The following is a 21,039-nucleotide window of genomic DNA, read 5'->3' as shown; positions in this document are numbered from 1 at the left end:
ATCTTCCTTATCCGAACTGATATTGAGGACATTATGGCATATTGGTTGTTCAAAACAGAACCTGACACCTTCTCTATTGACACATTGCGGACACAAAAGGTCGCCTGCTGGGAAGGAGTACGCAATTATCAAGCTAGGAACATGTTGCGTGATGAGGTGAAAGAAGGCGATTGGGTGCTGATTTACCACTCCTCTTGCAAGAATATTGGCGTTGCTGGGATTGCAAAGGTGGTGAAAGCGGCCTATCCAGACCATTTTGCTTTTGATATCGAAAGTGATTACTACGACGCTAAATCGAGCGTTGAGAATCCACGCTGGTTTATGGTTGATATCGAGTTTGTACGTAAGACGGAAAGAGTTATTCCCTTGTCTGTGCTGAAAGCGATGCCAGAACTGGAGAATTTTGCGTTGGTAAAACGCGGCAACCGCCTATCGGTGATGCCCGTATCAGAAGAGGAGTGGCAGGCGATTTTGACCAAAGAACATCTGCCTGCCCGTCAATAAAGGCAGCCAATGCTGCCTTATGTTTGCGGTCGCTCTTTATAACAAATGATCTTGCAAGTAGTGGGCAACGGCATCATCTGCATTACTGCCAATTACTTCATTATTAGGTAAGGCGTCTTTCACGCGTTGGTGAGAAGTCGCCATCACCAGTCCACGACCAGCCATTTGCAGCATTTCGACATCGTTCATGCCATCGCCAAATGCAATACAGTTTTCCAATTTCAGATCCAACGACTCAGCGATGACTTTCAGAGCATCCCCTTTCGATACATCAGCAGCCATCACTTCTAAACACCATGGGGTTGAGAATGCAATGTTCAGCTGGTCACCAAACTTGTCGTTGAGCTCTTCTTCAAACTTCACCAAGTATTCATGATCTTGAGAAGGGTGCGTAAAGAACAGTTTTGCCACGCCATCAACCGGTGGGTTGTTTACATCATATAGCGTGTAGCTAAAGCCAGACTCTTCGTGGTAGTTACGCAAGAAGTCATCTTCACGGTCGAGCATCCAATCATCGTTACGGTATAGATGAATGAAGATATCAGGATCGACTTTGATGGTGTCGATCACTTGCTTGACGAGATCCATCGGCACGTTATTGCTGTACATCAACTTATTGTGTTGGTCATGAACACGGGCGCCATTAGATGTCACCATATAGGCTGGAATACCCACATGTTCGCGAATGCCTGCGACGTCAACGTGGTGGCGACCAGTGGCAAAGATAAATGTGAAGCCCTTTTCATGCAGATCTTTTAGTGTTTGCTTAGAGTAAGCACTGAGTTTATGGTCTGGTGCTAAAAGCGTACCATCAAGATCAGAAGCAACAAGTTGGAATGGGGTGTCTTTGCGTAGTGTGGTCATATAGCCCTCATGTGAACATAACGCTGCAATGCGAAGAGCCGAATTGCGAGTGCCGATATTTTACTCTAATTGAGGAAGAAAAAAGAGGGTAAAAAATCACGCCTCTCTTTCCTTATTTTTATGCAACTCAACACGGTTGTTTTTAAAAGACTTTAGTGAGATGAAAAGAAGTCTAAAGTGATATCCAGTGCTTGATTGCGATACTTGTCTTGTTCGAAAAATAACTCATGTCTAGCGTCATGAATGACCTTTAACTGACAGTTGGCATTCGTTTTTGCGAGTTTCTTGGCAAACTGCACTTGCGCCTCATTGGCGACAATCTTGTCACTGCCCGCTTGAAGAAGTAATAGGGGGATTTTCACTTGGCGGGTCAGCAGTATTGCCTGCTTGCAGGCGATTAGTCCTTGCCAAACCCAACGCGTACTGGCACCACCAACTTGCAGTTCCGGTTTATCTTCATAGAGGCGGCGAAACCACTGATAACGAATTTCGCTTTGGCTCAACAGATTGCCTTCGAATGGCTTTGAGTAATAGGGAGCTTGCCCTGGCGCGTAATTAGGTTCGGCATGCAGTGCTGTTAAAATCTGTCCGATCCAGCGGGCGATGGGTTTGAGGTACCAAGCGACATTAACACCAAACATAGGCGCACTTAACGCCATCGCATCAAAAGGGTGCTCTGGATGAGTTTGTACATAACGAGTGACAATATTCCCTCCCATAGAGTGCCCTAAGAGAAAGCGCTTTTGGTATCGTCCCAAGTCAAATAATTCGACCAGTTGAGCGAGATCTTCTACGTAGTCGTCAAACTCTTCGACATAACCAATATCGTGATTTTTGACGAGACGATCAGAGCATCCTTGACCTCGGTGATCATAGGAATAGATGTTGTATCCCTGACGGAACAGGTCATAAAACAGCTCTTGGTATTTATAGCTTGATTCAATACGGCCATTAACGACTACAATTGATCTAGTATGTTGCTCTGAAGTGAGTGAGATCCAATAGAGGTTCCGCTTGTCCGGTGTGCGCAAATATCCTTGTTTACGACCAGCCCAGAACTCAGCAATTTCGTTACTGATGACTTGCTCAAAGGTTGTCTCTTGAGTATAAGAGCATGGATTGACTGCGCTGTTTGTGGTCATGTTTTGTGGACCTAAACTACCTTGGGTTTACGATGAGTTTTCATTATGTTTGGCTAATGCTGTTTAGTCGAGAGGTAATACAACATGGATTTGCATGTTTGGTTAGCTTATGTGGTAACCGCAATTGTTTTTAGTTTGGCTCCGGGGTCAGGAACCGTCAACTCAATCAGCAATGGTTTAAGTTATGGTACACGTAAATCCTTGGGGGCGATTGCTGGCCTACAAATTGGTTTAGCTTGCCATATTGTTTTGGTTGGTGCTGGTATTGGGGCGTTAGTCGCCCAGTCGGCGATGGCATTTACTGTGATTAAGTGGGTTGGTGCCGCTTATTTGGTGTGGCTGGGTATTCAAAAATGGCGTGATAACACCAGTATGTCGATGCAGCGTGGTGATGACAACCGTTCTGGGCTTGCGTTAATGCGTAGTGCCATTGTTATCAACTTAACCAATCCTAAGTCGATTGTCTTTCTAGTGGCACTTTTCCCTCAATTTATCAATCCAAGCCAACCGCAACTGATCCAGTTTGTGATTTTAGGGGTGACAACTGTGGTGATTGACGCAATTGTGATGTTGGGTTACACGACCTTAGCATCACAAATGGGACGTTTTATTCGTTCTGAGAATGTAATGGGTAAGATCAATAAAGTATTTGGTTCCATGTTTGTTGGCTGTGGGGCATTATTAGCGACAGCAAAGTCGTAAATCACTAGCAAAAAGTGGCCAATGAAGAATACTTATGTAGCGAGACAACCAATCCTCAATGCTCGTAGGCAGACTCTCGGGTATGAACTGCTGTTTCGTGATGGGGAGCATAATGCTTACCCTGCGCATATAGAGTCGAATCGCGCCACCTATCGTTTGATTGCGGAAAACTTTTTGGGCATTGGCACTAACCCGGTCATTGCCCATTCGCGTTGCTTCGTAAACTTCCCATATCAAAGTCTAGTTCGTCGCTTGCCGTTGGCCTTGCCAAAAGAAAAAATCGTTATCGAAGTGCTTGAAACATGCGAGCCAACTGACGAGTTGTACGAAGCGATTCGGGATATTAAGCGTCATGGTTATTTGATCGCATTAGATGACTTTGTCTATAGCGCGGAGTGGGAGCGCTTTTTGCCTTTGGTTCACATCGTTAAAATTGATATTAGCGCGATGGGATTGGATAAGGCGTGCCAGTTTGTTCGTCAGCGTGTCGCAGATGGCAGCAAGCGCAAGTACTTAGCTGAACGAGTTGAGACTGAAGAGGAGTTTAAGAAAACTCGCTCGGCAGGTTTTCACTTTTTCCAAGGTTTTTTCTTTAGCAAACCTGAAATGGTGCAGCAACGTTATGTGAGCCCTGAGCAGATTGTGGCAATGGAGTTGTTTCAGGAAGTGTGCAAGGCGGAAGTCGACTTTAATAAAGTCGAGCGAATTGTGGCGAAAGATGTCACGCTGTCATACAAGTTGCTTCACTTTGTCAATGGTCTTTCTGATCGTCTAGAAGTCTCGATTTCATCATTTAAACAGGCGTTGATTTACCTTGGCCAAGAGCGACTGAGAATGTTTGTTTCTCTAACTGTCGCATCGTTTATTTCAAATAAGAAGCCGCGAGAGTTATTCTGCCTCTCTTTGCAACGCGCGCAATTTTGCTCTTTGATGTCTTCCCACAATCCTCTACAGAAACATAAAGAACAGGCCTTTTTAATCGGGTTATTCTCGATAATTGATGCCATGTTTGACCTCTCTATTGAAACCTTGCTTGAGCAATTGCCACTGAATCAAGCGATAAAACTCGCGTTGTTGGAGCGCCAAGGTCCCTACGGGATTTTACTCACGATTGAAGAGTGCTATGAGAAAGGGGACTGGAATGGCATGCAGCATGCCTGTGAGCTACTCAATATCCCGATGGATGAAGTGATGACAAAACTCTCTGAAGCTCAGCGTTGGAGTGAGTCGATCCACAAACTTAACTGACCCCCCTTATTTTCCCCTGTTTAACATGAATCTTTTATGACAAAGCATAATCAGTGCTTGATCAATGGTCAAAAATAAATAAACATATACGCATATCCATATATAGGAATGTTGAGTTATGTTACCTCATCAATTTTTCAAGTTGCTTTCCGATGAGACTCGCGTGCGTTGTCTGATGCTTATCATGCGTGAAGAGTGTTTATGTGTCGGCGAGTTGACGCAGGCTCTTGATGAAAGCCAACCAAAAATTTCTCGCCATTTAGCTCAGCTTCGTTCGAGTGGCATTCTCGTAGATGTTCGCCAAGGTCAATGGGTGTTCTATCGCCGCTCTCCTTCGCTTCCTGGGTGGATGAACAAATTGATTGATGATCTTGTCGCTTCAAACTGCTTAAAAACAGAGTATCAGCAAGATATTGAAAGACTTCATGCGATACAGGCTCGTCCTGTTTGCTGCCAATAATGTAGAAAGAGAGACAATTATGACGATTAAAGTAGGGATTAACGGTTTTGGCCGTATTGGTCGCCTTGCACTCCGCGCGGCATTTGATTGGCCAGAGCTAGAGTTTGTTTTAATTAATGATGTTGCCGGTGACTGCCATACACTTGCTCACTTACTAGAGTTTGATTCTGTCCAAGGTCGTTGGAATCATGCGGTTGCAGCTGAAGGTGATGAGATGATCATTGCTGGTCAACGTATTAAAACAACACGTGAAAAAGAGATTGATGCCGTTGATTGGTCGGGTTGCGATGTCGTGATTGAGGCGACTGGTGTGCATCGTAAAACGGAGTTCCTTAATAAGTATCTAGCGCAAGGCGTTAAACGTGTGGTTGTTTCTGCTCCGGTGAAAGAAGAGGGAATTGCAAACATCGTCGTAGGGGTAAATGATGAGATATTTAACCCAGATGTACACCGTATCGTAACGGCGGCATCTTGTACGACTAACTGTATCGCACCTGTGGTTAAGGTCATTCATGAGAAGCTTGGTATTGAACAGTCTTCTTTTACGACGATTCATGATTTGACCAATACTCAAACCATTCTTGACGCTCCGCATAAAGACCTACGTCGTGCTCGCGCTTGTGGCATGAGTTTAATCCCAACGACGACAGGGTCCGCGACGGCCATTGTTGAAATCTTCCCCGATCTTGCAGGAAAAATTAATGGTCACGCGGTTCGTGTACCACTGGCGAATGCTTCATTGACTGACATTATCTTTGATGTAAAGCGTGATACCACAGCAGAAGAAGTGAACGCATTATTGAAAGAAGCGTCGCAAGGCGAGTTAAAAGGGATTCTAGGTTTTGAAGAACGTCCGCTGGTATCGATTGATTACAAAGGGGATCAGCGTTCGACGATTGTTGATGCGTTATCAACGATGGTTGTCGGCTCTCGCATGGTAAAAATCTATGCTTGGTACGACAATGAAATGGGCTACGCAACACGTACCGCTGAGTTGGTTCGTAAAGTCGGTTTGGTGTAAGGAGAATGACGATGACACATCCAACATGGCAACTTGATGTTGAGCAAGGGGCACTGATTTTAACTCCTTGCCCAGGTACCAAAGATGCTTCTCTCTATGAGAGTTTAGAGCAGCTCAAACAGCAAGGTGTTCAAGCGATTGTTACGGCATTAGATGATTATGAGTTGGCCGAAAAAAATGTCTCGCAATTGGGTTCGCTAACTCAAGAGTTAGGGATGGAGTGGTTTCAGATCGAGATTGAAGACGATTGCGCTCCAGATGAGAAGTTTGCTGCTAAATGGGCGGCGGTAGCGCCAACCTTACACGATATCGTGGAACAAGGTGGCAAAGTGGCGATGCATTGTATGGGTGGTTCCGGTCGTACTGGTTTGTTGGCAGCACATCTGTTGCTTGAGCGTGACTGGGCATTAACGGAGATCATTTCACAAGTCCAGGCGCTGCGCCCAGGGGCGTTCACTAAGTCTGTTCAAGTCGACTATATTGAGCGAATCGCTCAAGGTTAATGAGACCGAAATGAGCTTTTGGATCACAGGTGTCCAAAAGCTCTAATTGCTGTTCACATAAGGTGGTTTATGTTTGCCAATTTGAGCAAAAGTGTTCGTCAATATATGTTGGTGACCTTTAATTATTGGAACTTTACCGTTACCGATGGCGCTTTGCGCATGCTGGTGGTGCTGTACTTTCATGATTTGGGTTACAGCACGCTAGAGATTGCATCACTTTTCCTGTTTTACGAATTTTTTGGCGTTGTCACGAACTTAATCGGTGGTTGGCTTGGGGCGAGACTAGGGCTAAACAAAACCATGAATATTGGTTTGGGTATGCAGATAGCAGCGCTTGCCATGCTGGCCGTTCCCAATGCTTGGCTAACGATTCCTTGGGTTATGTTAGCCCAAGCAATGTCGGGAATCGCTAAAGACTTGAACAAGATGAGTGCGAAGAGTTCGATCAAGACTTTAGTGCCAGATGATCAGCAAGGCGCGCTTTATAAATGGATCGCAATTCTAACGGGCTCAAAAAATGCGCTCAAAGGTGTTGGTTTCTTTGTTGGCGGTTTATTGCTGTCGCTGGTGGGCTTTAAAGCGGCAGTTTTACTGATGGCTGGCGTATTGTCTCTTGTGTTGGTGGGAAGCCTACTTGGGCTAGAGAGTGATATGGGGAAAGCGAAGGTTAAGCCCAAGTTCAGCCAGATATTCTCTAAGTCTGAATCGATCAACATCCTGTCTGCGGCACGCATGTTTTTATTTGGTGCTCGGGATGTGTGGTTTGTTATCGCTCTACCTATCTACTTAGGTACAACATTTGGTTGGCAGCATTTGTGGGTTGGCGGTTTTCTTGCTCTATGGGTCATCGCTTATGGTTTTGTCCAAGGTTTGGCACCAAAGATAACCGGTAAAGCTCAAGGGCGAGTACCAGATGGTGGCGCTGCGCTATTTTGGGCTGGGTTGTTAGCCGTGATTACTGCCGGGATTGCTTATGCAGTACAAATTGGCTGGCAGCCACAATTGGTTATTGTTGTAGGATTGCTGATTTTTGGCGCGGTGTTTGCCGTTAACTCATCGCTACACTCTTATCTTATCGTGAGTTATGCCAAAGGAGATGGAGTTTCCCTGGATGTAGGTTTCTATTACATGGCTAATGCGATGGGACGCCTAATCGGCACCGTGCTTTCGGGTTGGGTGTTCCAGTTAGCAGGGTTATCTGCCTGTTTATGGGTTTCGTTTGCCTTTCTCGCGATTACGACGTTGATCTCGATTAAGCTGCCTAAACTTGAGCAAGTCACGACCTAAATCTTATCTGGCGCTCATTTCGCTCACCAAAAGCTGACTAAACCGTTACTTGTTATTGGTTTAGTCAGCTTTTTTATTGCTATATTCAATACACTTATTGGTATTAGTTGGTTGAGTATGAGAGAACGGGTTCGTTTTTTTGATTTACTGCGCTGTGTCGCCGCGGTTGCCGTTATCGCCATTCATGTGCTGGCGCCTTATCGGCATGAGTTGGGCGTGATTCCGTTTGACCAATGGGCGACAGCAGTATCCGTGAACAGTATTAGCCGTTGGGCAGTACCTGTGTTCATTTTGATTACTGGCGCGCTAATGCTGAGTGATAAACGCGATTTCGAGCTGGGCTATTACGTTAAACGACGGCTAGGGAAGGTAATGATACCGTTTTTAGTTTGGTCACTATTCTATGCCTATTTATCGGGGTGGACAGCGCAAGGGTTTGAAAGCCAAACCGCGAAAGAAGTGCTATTACAAAGTCCAAATCACGCGACGTATTACCATCTCGGTTTTTTCTACTACTTTATTCCACTTTATTTTGTTATCCCATTCTTCCAGTGGGTAGTGAAACAAGAGAATGACGCGGCTTTATATGTTTTCGTTACTCTATGGCTAATTACCACGGCACTCTTCTTGATGGGCATCAATGGCCCATGGAATGCACAACTTTGGCTCTACAGTGGTTACTTACCTCTTGGCTATCTGTTATATCAAAAGCTCCCTATAAATCGCCTTTCAGTGATCACCTTGATGTGGTTGGGTGTAGTCGCACTGTTGATTACCGTGTTCATGGTTATCAGCCATAGTGTTGATGCGGGTAAATATACGGTTGGGCGTTGGTTATCATACAAAACACTCAACGTTGTGGTTGCCGCGAGCATGGTGTTTGTTGTTTGCCGTTATGTGAGTGACTATCTGTCGCCTCGTGCGCATACCCTTGTGGCATTAATCAGCCAACATAGTTTGGGTATCTATCTACTGCATCCTATCTTCTTGTGGCCGATGAAAGCATTTGGATGGCATCAGGGGCACCCTATATGGGTCATTCCCCTTTGGATCGTGTTAAGTGGCGGTGGGGCGCTAGCATTGAGTTGTTTGCTAGCGCGCAGCAATAAGACGTCTTGGTTGTTGCCTTAATAACTCTAAGGGCGTTTGATTGCGAAGTGGAGGAACTTGTCGCCTTGGTAGGTTAAGGTTCCTTTATCGCCAGGGTTGAGTGCATGAAAGTAATGAATACCGACTTGGAACTCTCGCTTAGGGCCCACTCTGCCGCGCTGAACATAGATCCAATATTCTTGATCTTCCTCACCGGGGCGGGTGTTCTCTGTTTCGATGGCTTGCTTGTCTAATACGATGACATCAACCGACTGTTCGGGTGCATCTTCACCTTGCATATGGCGGCGATAGAAATTAATAAAAACCCACCCGGCTAAGAGACATAACAAAGCAATGGCGAAAAATATTGAAATAGGCATCAGTTTCTCCCCCAAAAAACGTAAGCAAGCATTCTAGCTATTTTTTCGAGCTGATGTTGACTATGCTCTGAGAGATGAAGCACATATTGCTCAAGTAGAAAATAGATCTTCGATCTACATCACAAGCTATTGGTGATTATCTCGTTAATCTACTCATATTGAGAGATTTCATTTGTATGATTAGCTTTAAAATTTGATAAGTTAGAATGACCATCGGGATGAAGACTGTAGTACCAATACAGGGAGAGAAATTATGTCTGATATCGATAGCGTAATTACTCGCACTCGTAAAATCGAACACTTGTTACGAACTCAATACCATGCTGATGGAAAAGGCCTCCATCAGTTGATCACTAGTTGTGAAGAGCGGCTGCCACATAATATTGTTGGTAAATTGCGTTATATCGCGACTATCCGCAATAAAGTGGTGCATGAGTACGATTATGAGTTAGAGAACCGACGAGAGTTTCTCTCGGTCTGTGACGAGTGTGAAAAAGAGCTGACCCCTCGAAGCAGTCGCTTTATTTGGCGTGTCGCAATCTCTTTAATGACGTTGATTACTTTAGCAGCAATGCTGTTTTATTACGCACATTGGGATGTTTTATCAAAGCATTTCTAGTGATTGCAGTGAAGTGATAGAAAAAGTGAGTTTTATAACTTGCTGAAAAATTAGAACCATGTTCGAAAATTAAGCGTGGATTGTTTAATATTGAGGCATAAAGCAAAAAGGGACACCAATGGTGTCCCTTTTTATTTATTTGAATATGACTAGTACATCATCGGCAGAGTCATTAAACCAACGATGACTGCGATCATTACAAGTCCTTGTTTTTGTGAAGAAGTAATCATAACTCTGCTCCTTTTATCTGATGTTTTATTCTATGTTTTACAGAATAGCAGATTTTCAAAGGTTTGATCAAGGAAATTACGTAAACCATCCTTAAAAAACAAATTAATGGTCTCGATTATGCCCTTTAATCGCCGTGATTAGTTTTTTGATTGTTGTATTTTTACACAAGTGATTTTTTAATTTCAGAGTGGATCTTTATGTAACTTGTTGTAATGTAAGTAATTAAAAGTAGTTCAATAAGTGTTCTATTGATTTATATCTACTTTTGGGGTTTTCGTTTTTCTGTATTTGATTTTTGTCTGTTTGTCGGTGTTTTTAGTGTTGGCAATGTGCCTTGGTGACAATTATTCTCATCCGCTGAGAGCCAAATGTGATTCTGTGGGCAAAAATTTAGATTTTGTTGGTTTTTTCTTTGGTGGCTAAAGCTAGGTACGATCAAAATCAAAACATAAACTATTGTATTTAAATGCAATTGATGGCGTTTTTATGTTGTTTTTATTCATTTTTGATCATTTCTTATCATGTTTAGTGGTGAAAAGGCGCGTTAGCGCATTTAGGAAGGCTAAGGGAAAATAAAGCAGTAAAAACCCACAACTGTTGGTTTTGAGAGGGTGGAGAGGATTTGGGCAACGAATCACAACCAAGATCCAAGTTTTCTGTTCTGTGTATAGACAATTTATCGCTCGAACCTAAACTGACCACTCGAAGTTATAGAGGTACTCATATGTGGAGCTGGCTAGCTGTCGCACTATCAGGGTTTATTACCAGCTCTGCCTGTGAAAACAACCAACCTAAACAAGCAATTTTCTTTTCCTGCTTCTCACTGTTTCTCTTGTTAGTCATGCTTTGGAGCCAACAGAGTTTAGTTGGGCAGTTGGAGTGGTGGGTCTCACTCGGGTTGGTGATCTCCATGTTTGCCGATGGCCTCTACATAACAAAACGCGCTAAACGGGTCTGTTTTGCGGGTTTTATTGCTGCGCAGCTTTGCTATAGCACATCATTTTGGTTGCAGCTTTCTGGAGAGGTTGTCTGGTGGTTGGCCGCGATGCTATTGGCGATGGGAATTGTCGCGTTTTTTTTGCTGTTACCTAAAATCGACCGACTTATCTTTCCAGTTGTCATCATGGGGATGGTGCTACTGCAGTTGAACTGGGTGACAGGAGAGTTGTGGCTATTACAGCATAGTCAAGCCGCTCTGTTAGCGTTTGTTGGTAGCCTATCTTTGACCACTTCTGCCGCATTGTTAGCTATCCACGATTATCGTCACTCCTTACCGCTGGGGCGTTACTTGATTTCTGGCTCTTATCTGCTGGCTCATTGCTTGATAACCGCTTCCTTCATTATTTGATATCAAAGAAAGATTGTTGCTTTCTCATCTATCCTGTCTAGGTTTCGAATCCACAGGAGTTATTCATATGAGTGAAATTCATGCTCACAAAGTGTTAAACCTACTGCGTGAAAAGCCGATGAGTGAAGAGGTGTTACGCCAAGCTGTAATTGATGAGTTTGGTGCAGATGCTCAGTTTCGTACGTGTAAGCTATCAGGTTTTAACTTTGATCAGTTGTTGAGCTTCTTTATTGAACGTCAAAAGATCACGCAGCAAGGTGAGCTGTGGGCGGTGAATCAAGAGCGAGTTTGCAGCCACTAGTAAAGGCAGGCTTGTAAAGCTCAGTCTGTTTTACAAATTGGGCATTATCTTCGAGATAGGGTTATACTTCGCCGCAAAGTCTTGGAGGTAATTAATGGATATTCTTTCTGCGGCGACTTTGCTGTTCTTGATAATGGATCCGCTCGGTAACTTACCGATTGTGTTATCAATCTTAAAGCACCTAGAGCCTAAACGACGTCGTATCGTACTGATAAGAGAACTCTTTTTCGCCCTAGCAATTCTGTTGCTGTTTTTGTTCGCTGGCAAAAGCATCATGGCGTTCTTGCACGTTCAACCTGAAACATTGAGTATTTCGGGTGGGATTATCCTTTTCATTATCGCGATAAAAATGATATTCCCTGCTGCAGGCAGTGTGACTGGCCTAGCGGCAGGCGAAGAACCTTTCATTGTACCTATGGCAATCCCAATGCTGGCGGGACCTTCTGTGATTGCGGCGTTGTTGCTGTTATCAAGTCAGAACCCGAACAACTTAATCGAGTTATCCGGTGCGGTGGTGCTCGCTTGGGGGGCGACATTTGTGATTCTTATGTTTTCAGGCGTGCTTCACCGTCTACTTGGTGAACGAGGTCTTAAAGCCGTTGAGCGCTTGATGGGATTACTCTTGGTGATGATCTCTACACAGATGTTTCTTGATGGCATGAAAAGTTATATGGGCATGTAGAAACACCAAATAAAAACGCCGCTTAATTTTAGCGGCGTTTTTTTTGATGTTACATCATATGCTTACGACGGATGTCGAGCAGCGCAAAAATACCAAAAACAAGAATTGACCACTTTTCCCAACGTGTCATTTCAATCTTGTCACCAAACGCGCCAATAAAGATCAACATTTGGATACAGTGCATAAAGAACAAGAATGCCGTCAAAATATAGAGGGCAATGGCCGCCTTACCTGGAAAGGGCATAAAAATGTTCAGTAGTAGCACCAGCCAAACAAAGCCAATACCGGCTTTTGCTAACGTAATCAGTATTTTCATTTGCAATCCTTATGCTGACTGTCGATGGTAGAGACGGAAGCTGACCTGACCAGCCGTTTTTTCGCGGTGCAGGTGCCAACTTTGTGGAATACTTTCAATCGCCAGTTCTTTTTCGGTTTCAATATAAATCATCGCATCTTCAGCTAGCCAACCATTTTGCTCAAGTAGAGTCACGGTTTCGTCGAGCAACCCTTTACGAAATGGTGGGTCGATAAAAACGACATGATGAGGTGTTCCAGGTTGAGCGAGATACTGCAGGGCGTCACGGTTGTTTGCGACGATATTGCTCGCCTTTAGAGCGGCAATATTCTGCTCGATCTGCTTGAAGGCGGCAGGGTTGAGCTCGATCATCGTGACCATTTCAGCCTGACGTGACGCCGCTTCAAACCCTAAGCCTCCAGAACCAGCAAACAGGTCAAGACATTTCGCTTGAGGCACATCTTGTGCTAGCCAGTTAAAGACAGTTTCTTTCACTCGATCAGTGGTTGGTCGCAGTCCTTCTGCATCATGCACGGGGAGTTTGCGTCCTCGCCATAAACCGCTAATAATCCGGACAGAGCCTGAGGAAGGTTTTTTTTGTGATGTGTTTTGCTGGCGACGTCTTACCATAGATTTTTTGACCGCTAATAAAGTGATACTATACCCAGTCGCTCAGCGTTTACGCTCTGAGTACAGCCAAATTTCATTGATGACAAAGTGTAACCTTAAATCGCCTCGAGAGGGGTAACTTTTCACTCTGTTGTCATTTTCTTTTTCATTTTGTATTAGCGTAGTGAAAAAGAGCCAGACTTAATTAAGACAATCTAGGATATCCCCAGATGACGGAAAAAAAGAAGCGCGGATTGCTCTCATGGCTTGGTTTTGGTGACGATGACCAAGCGAAGCAACCTGAACAAGAGCAGCAGGTAGTTGAAGAAACTCAACCAGAAGTGGTGCAAGAGCAAGAAGAAACCGTTGCCGAACCTGAACAAGAAAAACACACTTTAGAAACAGAAACAGAAACAGAAACAGAAACAGAAACAGAAACAGAAACAGAAACAGAAACAGAAACAGAAACAGAAACAGAAACAGAAACAGAAACAGAAACAGAAGCGCCTGTTGAACCGGTTGAGCCTCGTGTTCAAGAGCAAGAAAAGCCAACGGAGAGCTTCTTCGCTCGTCTAAAGCGCAGCCTTGCACGCACGAAAGCCAATATTGGTGCGGGCTTCTTCGGTCTGTTTAAAGATAAACAGATCGATGATGATCTATTTGAAGAGCTGGAAGAACAGCTTTTGATTGCCGATGTCGGTATGGATACAACGCTTAAGATCATCGAAAACTTGACCGAAAAAGCCTCCCGTTCTGACTTAAAAGATGGTGAAGCGCTATACGGACTATTGAAAGAAGAAATGGCAGAAATCCTGTCTAATGTCGAGCAACCTTTAGAAGTCGATTCTAGCAAGACTCCTTATGTCATCTTGATGGTCGGGGTGAATGGAGTAGGTAAGACAACCACAATCGGTAAACTCGCCAAACAGTTCCAGTCGCAAGGTAAGAAGGTGATGTTGGCTGCTGGTGATACTTTCCGCGCTGCTGCTGTTGAGCAGTTGCAAGTGTGGGGGGAACGTAATGACGTGCCGGTGATCGCCCAACATACGGGTGCTGATAGTGCATCAGTGATCTACGATGCTATCGAAGCGGCCAAAGCGCGTGGTTTTGATGTGGTGATTGCTGATACGGCAGGTCGCTTGCAAAATAAAGCCAACTTAATGGAAGAGCTGCGCAAAATCGTACGTGTTATGCAGAAAATTGATGGTTCTGCACCTCATGAAGTGATGCTGACGCTTGATGCTGGTACAGGTCAGAATGCGATTAGCCAAGCCAAACTGTTTAGTGATGTTGCACCAATTACCGGTATCACGCTGACGAAGTTGGACGGCACTGCGAAAGGTGGTGTAATTTTTGCTTTGGCTGATCAGTTCCAGATTCCTATCCGCTTTATCGGCGTGGGCGAAGGAATTGATGATTTGCGCCCATTTGAAACGCAAGAGTTTATTGACGCACTGTTTAGCCGAGAAGATTAATCGGTAAGTAAGAGGAATGACGGGTGATTAAGTTTCAGCAAGTAAGCAAAGCTTATCGAGGTGGCCGACAGGCGCTACAAAAAGTCGATTTTCATCTTCGTCGTGGTGAAATGGCTTTTTTGGGGGGGCACTCAGGGGCAGGTAAAAGTACCTTGCTCAAGTTGATATGTGCGATAGAGCGCCCTACCGATGGCAAAATTAGCTTTAACGGACACGACATCACTCGTATTCCTAATAAAGATATCCCCTTATTAAGACGTAATATTGGCATTGTTTTTCAAGACCATCGTCTTTTGATGGATCGCTCTGTGTATGACAATGTGGCTTTGCCGATGCGTATAGAATCGATTTCAGAGAATGAAATTAAGCGTCGTGTTTCTGCCGCACTGGATAAAACAGGGTTGTTGGATAAGGCACGTTGTTTGCCGAGTCAACTGTCGGGAGGTGAGCAACAGCGTGTGGGAATTGCTCGTGCCGTTGTAAACCGCCCAACTTTACTCTTGGCGGATGAGCCAACCGGTAACCTTGACCAAGAGTTATCATCACGCGTGCTGCGGTTGCTAGAGGAGTTTAACCGTGCGGGGGTAACCATTTTACTTGCAACGCACGATGTGACTTTAGTGAACTCGCGCCCGCAGTATCGTCACCTAGAGTTAAATCAGGGTTTCTTAAGTGAGGTAGAAGACTATGGCCGCGAATAAACGCAACAATAAAGCGGCGAAAAAGAGCGATCGCGTGCAACGTGACAGTTATTTTTCTATCCATTTTAAACAGGCCAAAGCCTCGTTTCTTAACTTATGGTCTCGCCCTCTTGGGAATATCCTCACCTTGGCAGTGATTTCTATGGCACTGACATTGCCAGCCAGTCTCTATTTATTAGGGAAAAACGTTGCGGTCGCGACGACGAATGTCGCCGGGCCATCTCATGTGAGTGCTTATATAAAAGAGCAAACGCCTGAGCCTCGTATTATGGTGCTTAAAGATGAGCTGGAAAATTTAGTCGAGGTGTCGAAGGTCGAGTATATTTCACCACAGCAGGGACTGGCCGACTTGAGCCAGTACTCTGGGTTTGATCAAGCGCTCTCGTTGTTGGAAGATTATTCATTGCCAGGGGTTTTGGTGATTACCCCTGCCACCGAGGACAAGCAAGCGGTCAAAGCATTAGCCAAACGTTTAGGTGCAGAAGAAGAAATCACCGATGTACGAATGGATGAAGATTGGTTTAGTCGCTTAGATGCGATTAAGAATCTCGTTACGGGGATTGTGGTTACCTTGTCAGTTTTGATGTTGGGGTCAGTGTTCTTAATCGTGGGGAATACCTTGCGCTTTAATGTTCAAGCGAACAAGCATGAAATCCAAACCATGAAGCTTATTGGTGCGACAGATAGCTTTATTTTGCGTCCATACCTCTATTCCGGTATGTGGTTTGGTTTACTCGGTGCGCTATCGGCGTGGATTCTTACAGCATTAATCACAGTTCTGTTGAATAGCAGTGTTGAACAATTAGCGCTTCTGTATGATAGCCGCTTCCGATTGATCGGCCTCAGTTGGGATGAGACTTTGCTGCTGTTGATGTTGGGCACTTTCCTTGGCTGTCTAGCTGCGAAAGTATCCGCTCAGCGTCATCTCAATGAAATTGAGCCCGTATAATCAAGTGATTAAATTTTTATCACTATATGACTTGAAAAAAGTATACGCTACCGTATACTTTTTCCTTTATTGCAACATTAGTTAAAACTTTTGTTTCAACTATTTTAGCTTTGATTGCTTGAAACCTGTTCATTTTGGGTTCAGTATTGATGGGCTAAAAACACTACTCCAGATCATAGTTTGATGAGGACCTGAATGACTAACCAAGCGTATTCTATAGCTGTAGTTTCACAAGATAGCCTAGATAGCTACATTCGCTCAGTGAATGGCTACCCAATGCTAACAGCTGATGAAGAACGTCAATTAGCTGAGCGTTTACACTACGACGGCGAGATCGAAGCCGCTAAAGGCTTGATCCTTTCGCATTTGCGTTTCGTTGTGCATGTGGCCCGTGGCTACTCAGGTTATGGTTTGCCGATGGCTGACCTGATTCAAGAAGGTAACATCGGTCTGATGAAGGCTGTTAAACGCTTTAATCCAGAAGTTGGCGTTCGATTAGTTTCGTTCGCAGTACACTGGATCAAAGCTGAAATTCACGAGTACGTCCTGCGTAACTGGCGTATTGTGAAAGTGGCAACAACCAAAGCGCAACGTAAGCTGTTCTTTAACTTAAGAAAGTCCAAAAAGCGTTTAGGTTGGTTCAATAATGGTGAAGTTGAGACTGTTGCTCGCGAACTTGGCGTAGAGCCAGCAGAAGTGCGAGAGATGGAATCCCGCCTTGCAGCGCAAGATGCGACCTTTGAATTTACGGCTGATGATGATGACAATGGTTCAGTGAGCACTGCACCAATGCTCTATCTTGAAGATAAATCGTCAGATGTCGCTGAAAACGTTGAAGCGGCAAACTGGGAGGCGCACACCAATAATCGCCTAAGCCTTGCATTAGCAAGTCTTGATGAGCGCAGCCAACATATTGTCCGTTCACGCTGGTTGACGGATGATAAAGCAACCCTGCAAGACTTAGCTGAAAAATATGGTGTCTCAGCAGAGCGTATTCGTCAGTTAGAGAAGAATGCGATGAAGAAGCTCAAGATGGCCGTCGGCGAGATGTAATCTCAGCTTAGATAGAATGATAAAAACCGAGATCAAATGATCTCGGTTTTTTTATGCCTGATCGGTAGAGGTGATCTAATTTTGCTCAACGCCCTGTGGGTAACTCTGTGAAAAATTTCTTGGTTAGGTGTCAGAAAGCAGGGTGAATAAAGGCTTTAGAGGCCGATTTTAATTGGGGATATAGTTTGATTTACTCACATAAAAATAAGGATCATCACAACATCTAGTGGATCGAAAATAGAAAAAACACTTTATCAACGTAATCCACAGTGTTATCCACAAATGGTGAAGAAGTGATCGTAAGTGGATAACCTTATGGTTATCGTGTACTTGTTGAGCACTGGATAGGTTACAATGCCTGCTATAACAAAAAGAGAATAGAGAAAGTCAATGGACCAGTTTCAACATATCGATGTGCAAGGGGCATTAAGCCTGATGGAGCACAGTCAAGCTCACATGCTGGATATTAGAGATCCGCAATCTTTTGCCGTGGCTCATGCTGCGAATGCGTTCCACCTAACGAACGACACTATCATTCAGTTCATGCAGCAAGCCGAATTCGAGGAGCCTGTTTTGGTGATGTGTTATCACGGTATCAGTAGTCAAGGTGCTGCCCAGTATTTGGTTAACCAGGGCTTTGAGCAGGTGTATAGTGTTGATGGTGGCTTTGAGGCGTGGCAGCGAGCTAACTTACCCGTGGAATCAAATTAGGTAGTACTTATGATCAAACTGATAACGCTTAATCAGCCGAGAATGGCGCAGGCATTTATTGACTATATGGCATCGCGCCAAGTGGACATTAAGATGATGCCTGAAGGTGGCGGTCAGTTTGCTTTGTGGCTTGTTGATTCACAACACCAAGTGGAAACTGAAGCCGAGTTGAAGATGTTTCTGGATAACCCTAATCATGCTAAGTATCAAGCGGCATCTTGGGACATGGCTGAAACAAGATCGAATCATTTTCGTTACCACTCGCCAAGTATGATGTCGATGATCAAATCAAAAGCAGGCCCATTTAGCCTGTTGATTATGGCGACATGTTTGGTGATTTTTGCCTTGCAGCAATTTGGTGCTGGGCAACCTGTCTTCGATGTACTGCATTTTCCTGCTTATGCGGGACAAGAGTGGCAAATATGGCGCTGGGTTAGTCATGCGTTGTTGCATTTTTCAGTGATGCATATTGCTTTTAACTTACTGTGGTGGTGGCAACTTGGCGGTGATATCGAACTGCGCCTAGGTAGCGGAAAGTTGCTTCAGGTGTTTCTTGTCTCTGCAGCGTTGTCTGGCTTTGGGCAATACTGGGTTGAAGGGGCTAACTTTGGTGGACTATCCGGAGTGGTGTATGCCTTAGTTGGTTACATCTGGATGCTCGGTTACCGAGCGCCTAATAAAGGCTTGGTGATGCCTAAACCGATCCTTGGTTTTATGCTAGTGTGGCTAGTTCTGGGTTTTGTCCAACCGTTTATGGCCATCGCTAACACTGCCCACCTTGTCGGCCTGCTATCTGGTGTCGCGATAGGGTTGTGGGACACTCGCAAATAACAAAAAAAGCGGCTTTAGCCGCTTTTTATCTATCTACGAGTCACTACTGATAGAGATATTTGGTAAACAGCAAATCAGCAACAACGGTTTTGCCCACCTCTGGTAGCAGAATGGCGTTGATTTGCTCGACCAAACTTTTACGCAGATCCTCGCGTCCGGCTAAAGACTTGATTGTCTCTTCACTCTGTTTGCCTAACATCTCAATCACGGCATCACGAATTAGAGGTTGGTGTTTTTCGACAATTGGCAAATCAGTTTGGTTGGCGACCATAATGTCGATTCGCACTTGAATATAGCCGAGCTTATCGCCTTTGGTGTAAAAGTTCGTCGTTAGGTCTGGCTCTAGCGTAAAGTATGCCAACTGAGGGGTACTCGCATCTTCGTTGGCCATACTTGGCGCAGCGATAATTAGAGTGAAAACTGCAAATATTTGGGCTAGGTAACGTTTAAACATATTTCTAACTTTTCTTTCTTCTAATCACGATATTCGAATCGATGGAGTCTTGTTACAATAGAGCATCTATTTGTAAGGAATCATGGTGAATGGCTGGATTGGCGATTCGCCCATAAATTGTAGCTTTATTGTACGCGATAGAGCGACTGATTGAATACTGTATGAATCAAATGATTGCGCTTTATTTGTCTTCACTGCGCGAAGTGGAATGGCAACAGCCTGAAAAGTTTAACTTTCCTACTGAAATTGCTAGGGAATGGTTGCAAGAACAAGGGTCTTTGTCACGTTTATTAGAGACTTATTGTCAGCAATTGAAGGTCGATCTCTTTCATAATGACATTGTCGCTGCAACGCAACTTGATCACGATGAGTTGAGTTTATTGGCAGATGAGCAGTGCTTGTTACGAAAAGTAGTCCTGAATGGCGATGGTGAAGCCTGGGTGCTTGGTCGAACATTGATCCCCCAATCATCGTTAACGGATCAACCGCATGATCTGATGCATCAAGGTGAAATTCCCCTCGGATTAACGGTGTTCAGTAGCAACAACGTTAAGCGTGATGCGTTACAAGTGGGGTGGGCTAAAACACCTAATGGCCTCTGCTTGGCGAGACGCTCAAGATTATGGATGAATCACAAACCTATGCTGGTGGCTGAGTTATTCTTACCCAGCGCCCCTATCTATTCCAAGGAGAAAGCATAAATGACTGCCACTAAAGCACGAGCTTATTGGCAATTAATGCGTATGGATAAGCCAATTGGCACCTTGTTGTTGTTATGGCCAACTATGTGGGCCTTAATCATCGCCGCACAAGGCATTCCGAGCTTAAATGTCTTATTGGTTTTTGTTGTTGGCGTTATATTGATGCGCGCGGCTGGCTGTGTGATTAATGATTTTGCGGATCGTAAAGTGGACGGTCACGTTAAGCGAACGCAGCATCGTCCTCTGCCTTCGGGGTTAGTGAGTAGCCGAGAGGCTGTCACACTCTTTTTGGTGCTGGCAATATTGTCGTTTGTGCTGGTACTAACGATGAACCCTTTAACTATCAAGCTCTCGTTTGTCGGTATCTTTCTCGCATTTATTTATCCCTTTATGAAGCGCTACACCCACTTACCGCAACTGTTTTTAGGGTTAGCATTTAGTTGGGCGATTCCAATGGCTTGGGCTGCACAAGCGAACGAATTGCCGCCGATGGTGTGGTTTCTATTTGTGATGAATGCGTTGTGGACCATTGCTTATGACACGCAATATGCAATGGTTGATCGTGATGATGACTTAAAAATCGGGATCAAGTCGACCGCAATTTTGTTTGGTCGCTTTGACAAAATGATCATCGGTGCTCTGCAGCTAACGACGTTGTTGATGTTAATTGGGTTAGGGATGTGGCACTCGTTGGGCGCAAGTTTCTACTGGAGTGTTTTGGTGGTTGGGGCTCTGTTTGTTTTTCAACAACACCTTATCCGCCATCGTCAGCGCGAGCTCTGTTTTCAAGCGTTTTTAAATAACAACTATGTGGGAATGGTTGTGACGGTTGGCTTGCTGGTGGCATTCTGGTAGCTGACGTTATCGCATATAAAAAAG

Annotated in this window: 26 protein-coding genes; 20 read left to right on the top strand and 6 right to left on the bottom strand. The window is 44.5% G+C overall.

What is annotated here, in order from left to right; all coding sequences use genetic code 11:
• The first annotated feature begins 33 nt into the window (after positions 1 to 33).
• A complete protein-coding gene (locus tag GZK95_RS14160; protein ID WP_075715422.1) occupies positions 34 to 504 on the top strand; it encodes an EVE domain-containing protein in 471 nt (156 codons plus the stop codon).
• A 36-nt stretch (positions 505 to 540) separates the two neighbouring features.
• On the opposite strand, the gene GZK95_RS14155 is transcribed toward GZK95_RS14160, so the two are convergent.
• A complete protein-coding gene (locus tag GZK95_RS14155) occupies positions 541 to 1,368 on the bottom strand; it encodes a Cof-type HAD-IIB family hydrolase (protein ID WP_075708841.1) in 828 nt (275 codons plus the stop codon).
• Positions 1,369 to 1,520: 152 nt separating this feature from the next.
• Positions 1,521 to 2,510: an alpha/beta fold hydrolase gene (locus GZK95_RS14150; protein ID WP_075715423.1), complete on the bottom strand. Its 990-nt coding sequence runs from the start codon at positions 2,508 to 2,510 to the stop codon at positions 1,521 to 1,523.
• Between the two features lie 84 nt (positions 2,511 to 2,594).
• Between GZK95_RS14150 and rhtB the strand changes: the two genes are divergently transcribed.
• The 7 genes from rhtB to GZK95_RS14115 all read left to right on the top strand — a co-directional run bounded on the left by rhtB (position 2,595) and on the right by GZK95_RS14115 (position 8,862).
• Positions 2,595 to 3,212, top strand: a complete 618-nt coding sequence (gene rhtB, locus GZK95_RS14145) for a homoserine/homoserine lactone efflux protein (protein ID WP_075715424.1) — start codon at positions 2,595 to 2,597, stop codon at positions 3,210 to 3,212.
• Between the two features lie 21 nt (positions 3,213 to 3,233).
• Positions 3,234 to 4,460, top strand: coding sequence for an EAL and HDOD domain-containing protein (locus GZK95_RS14140; RefSeq protein ID WP_075715425.1), 1,227 nt, complete (start codon positions 3,234 to 3,236; stop codon positions 4,458 to 4,460).
• A 118-nt stretch (positions 4,461 to 4,578) separates the two neighbouring features.
• The gene (locus tag GZK95_RS14135; protein WP_075708845.1) at positions 4,579 to 4,920 is read left to right on the top strand and encodes a metalloregulator ArsR/SmtB family transcription factor; all 342 of its coding nucleotides are present in this window, start codon (positions 4,579 to 4,581) and stop codon (positions 4,918 to 4,920) included.
• A 19-nt stretch (positions 4,921 to 4,939) separates the two neighbouring features.
• The gene (locus GZK95_RS14130) at positions 4,940 to 5,941 is read left to right on the top strand and encodes an ArsJ-associated glyceraldehyde-3-phosphate dehydrogenase (protein WP_075708846.1); all 1,002 of its coding nucleotides are present in this window, start codon (positions 4,940 to 4,942) and stop codon (positions 5,939 to 5,941) included.
• Positions 5,942 to 5,952: 11 nt separating this feature from the next.
• On the top strand, positions 5,953 to 6,444 hold the full coding sequence (locus GZK95_RS14125; RefSeq protein WP_075715426.1) for a cyclin-dependent kinase inhibitor 3 family protein: 492 nt from the start codon (positions 5,953 to 5,955) through the stop codon (positions 6,442 to 6,444).
• Between the two features lie 69 nt (positions 6,445 to 6,513).
• Entirely contained in the window at positions 6,514 to 7,731 is a 1,218-nt protein-coding gene (gene arsJ, locus GZK95_RS14120; RefSeq protein ID WP_075715427.1) for an organoarsenical effux MFS transporter ArsJ, read from the top strand.
• 117 nt (positions 7,732 to 7,848) lie between these two features.
• The gene (locus tag GZK95_RS14115; protein ID WP_075715428.1) at positions 7,849 to 8,862 is read left to right on the top strand and encodes an acyltransferase; all 1,014 of its coding nucleotides are present in this window, start codon (positions 7,849 to 7,851) and stop codon (positions 8,860 to 8,862) included.
• 5 nt (positions 8,863 to 8,867) lie between these two features.
• Here GZK95_RS14115 and GZK95_RS14110 read toward each other — a convergent pair whose 3' ends face one another.
• Positions 8,868 to 9,200 carry a DUF2500 domain-containing protein gene (locus tag GZK95_RS14110; protein ID WP_075708849.1) on the bottom strand — a complete coding sequence of 111 codons (333 nt, stop codon included), beginning with the start codon at positions 9,198 to 9,200 and terminating at the stop codon, positions 8,868 to 8,870.
• Positions 9,201 to 9,453: 253 nt separating this feature from the next.
• Here GZK95_RS14110 and GZK95_RS14105 point away from each other — a divergent pair, with 253 nt between their 5' ends.
• From GZK95_RS14105 to GZK95_RS14090, 4 genes are all read left to right on the top strand, one after another.
• Positions 9,454 to 9,819, top strand: a complete 366-nt coding sequence (locus GZK95_RS14105; RefSeq protein WP_075708850.1) for a DUF4145 domain-containing protein — start codon at positions 9,454 to 9,456, stop codon at positions 9,817 to 9,819.
• A 955-nt stretch (positions 9,820 to 10,774) separates the two neighbouring features.
• A complete protein-coding gene (locus GZK95_RS14100; RefSeq protein WP_075715429.1) occupies positions 10,775 to 11,398 on the top strand; it encodes a lysoplasmalogenase in 624 nt (207 codons plus the stop codon).
• Positions 11,399 to 11,465: 67 nt separating this feature from the next.
• Complete coding sequence (locus tag GZK95_RS14095) at positions 11,466 to 11,699, top strand: YecH family metal-binding protein (RefSeq protein WP_075708852.1); 234 nt, start codon at positions 11,466 to 11,468, stop codon at positions 11,697 to 11,699.
• Between the two features lie 94 nt (positions 11,700 to 11,793).
• Positions 11,794 to 12,381, top strand: coding sequence for a YhgN family NAAT transporter (locus GZK95_RS14090; protein ID WP_075708853.1), 588 nt, complete (start codon positions 11,794 to 11,796; stop codon positions 12,379 to 12,381).
• A gap of 49 nt (positions 12,382 to 12,430) precedes the next feature.
• On the opposite strand, the gene GZK95_RS14085 is transcribed toward GZK95_RS14090, so the two are convergent.
• Together GZK95_RS14085 and rsmD are read right to left on the bottom strand one after the other, a co-directional pair.
• Positions 12,431 to 12,697, bottom strand: coding sequence for a DUF1145 domain-containing protein (locus GZK95_RS14085; protein WP_075708854.1), 267 nt, complete (start codon positions 12,695 to 12,697; stop codon positions 12,431 to 12,433).
• Positions 12,698 to 12,706: 9 nt separating this feature from the next.
• Positions 12,707 to 13,306 (bottom strand): 16S rRNA (guanine(966)-N(2))-methyltransferase RsmD, encoded by a 600-nt coding sequence (gene rsmD / locus GZK95_RS14080; RefSeq protein ID WP_075708855.1) that lies wholly within the window; start codon positions 13,304 to 13,306, stop codon positions 12,707 to 12,709.
• 209 nt (positions 13,307 to 13,515) lie between these two features.
• On the opposite strand from rsmD, the gene ftsY reads away from it, so the two are divergent.
• The 6 genes from ftsY to glpG all read left to right on the top strand — a co-directional run bounded on the left by ftsY (position 13,516) and on the right by glpG (position 19,005).
• Positions 13,516 to 14,760, top strand: a complete 1,245-nt coding sequence (gene ftsY, locus GZK95_RS14075) for a signal recognition particle-docking protein FtsY (RefSeq protein WP_161987213.1) — start codon at positions 13,516 to 13,518, stop codon at positions 14,758 to 14,760.
• 23 nt (positions 14,761 to 14,783) lie between these two features.
• Entirely contained in the window at positions 14,784 to 15,461 is a 678-nt protein-coding gene (ftsE, locus tag GZK95_RS14070; RefSeq protein WP_075715431.1) for a cell division ATP-binding protein FtsE, read from the top strand.
• A complete protein-coding gene (gene ftsX / locus GZK95_RS14065) occupies positions 15,448 to 16,410 on the top strand; it encodes a permease-like cell division protein FtsX (protein WP_075715432.1) in 963 nt (320 codons plus the stop codon). The genes ftsE and ftsX overlap by 14 nt, the downstream gene beginning before the upstream one ends.
• Positions 16,411 to 16,605: 195 nt before the next feature.
• Positions 16,606 to 17,463, top strand: a complete 858-nt coding sequence (rpoH, locus tag GZK95_RS14060; RefSeq protein ID WP_075715433.1) for an RNA polymerase sigma factor RpoH — start codon at positions 16,606 to 16,608, stop codon at positions 17,461 to 17,463.
• Between the two features lie 390 nt (positions 17,464 to 17,853).
• Positions 17,854 to 18,174 carry a thiosulfate sulfurtransferase GlpE gene (gene glpE / locus GZK95_RS14055; protein ID WP_075708860.1) on the top strand — a complete coding sequence of 107 codons (321 nt, stop codon included), beginning with the start codon at positions 17,854 to 17,856 and terminating at the stop codon, positions 18,172 to 18,174.
• A 9-nt stretch (positions 18,175 to 18,183) separates the two neighbouring features.
• A complete protein-coding gene (gene glpG / locus GZK95_RS14050; protein ID WP_075715434.1) occupies positions 18,184 to 19,005 on the top strand; it encodes a rhomboid family intramembrane serine protease GlpG in 822 nt (273 codons plus the stop codon).
• A gap of 43 nt (positions 19,006 to 19,048) precedes the next feature.
• Here the strand turns inward: glpG and GZK95_RS14045 are convergent, their stop codons facing one another.
• Positions 19,049 to 19,459, bottom strand: coding sequence for a flagellar basal body-associated protein FliL (locus GZK95_RS14045; RefSeq protein ID WP_075708862.1), 411 nt, complete (start codon positions 19,457 to 19,459; stop codon positions 19,049 to 19,051).
• 161 nt (positions 19,460 to 19,620) lie between these two features.
• Between GZK95_RS14045 and GZK95_RS14040 the strand changes: the two genes are divergently transcribed.
• Positions 19,621 to 20,160, top strand: a complete 540-nt coding sequence (locus GZK95_RS14040) for a chorismate lyase (protein ID WP_075715435.1) — start codon at positions 19,621 to 19,623, stop codon at positions 20,158 to 20,160.
• Complete coding sequence (ubiA, locus tag GZK95_RS14035; protein ID WP_075715436.1) at positions 20,161 to 21,015, top strand: 4-hydroxybenzoate octaprenyltransferase; 855 nt, start codon at positions 20,161 to 20,163, stop codon at positions 21,013 to 21,015. It abuts the gene before it with no gap.
• The last annotated feature ends 24 nt before the right edge of the window (positions 21,016 to 21,039 follow it).

Origin of the sequence: Vibrio panuliri, from assembly GCF_009938205.1 — a bacterium.
Lineage (GTDB): Bacteria > Pseudomonadota > Gammaproteobacteria > Enterobacterales > Vibrionaceae > Vibrio > Vibrio panuliri.
This window is presented reverse-complemented; position numbering and strand designations above follow the sequence as displayed.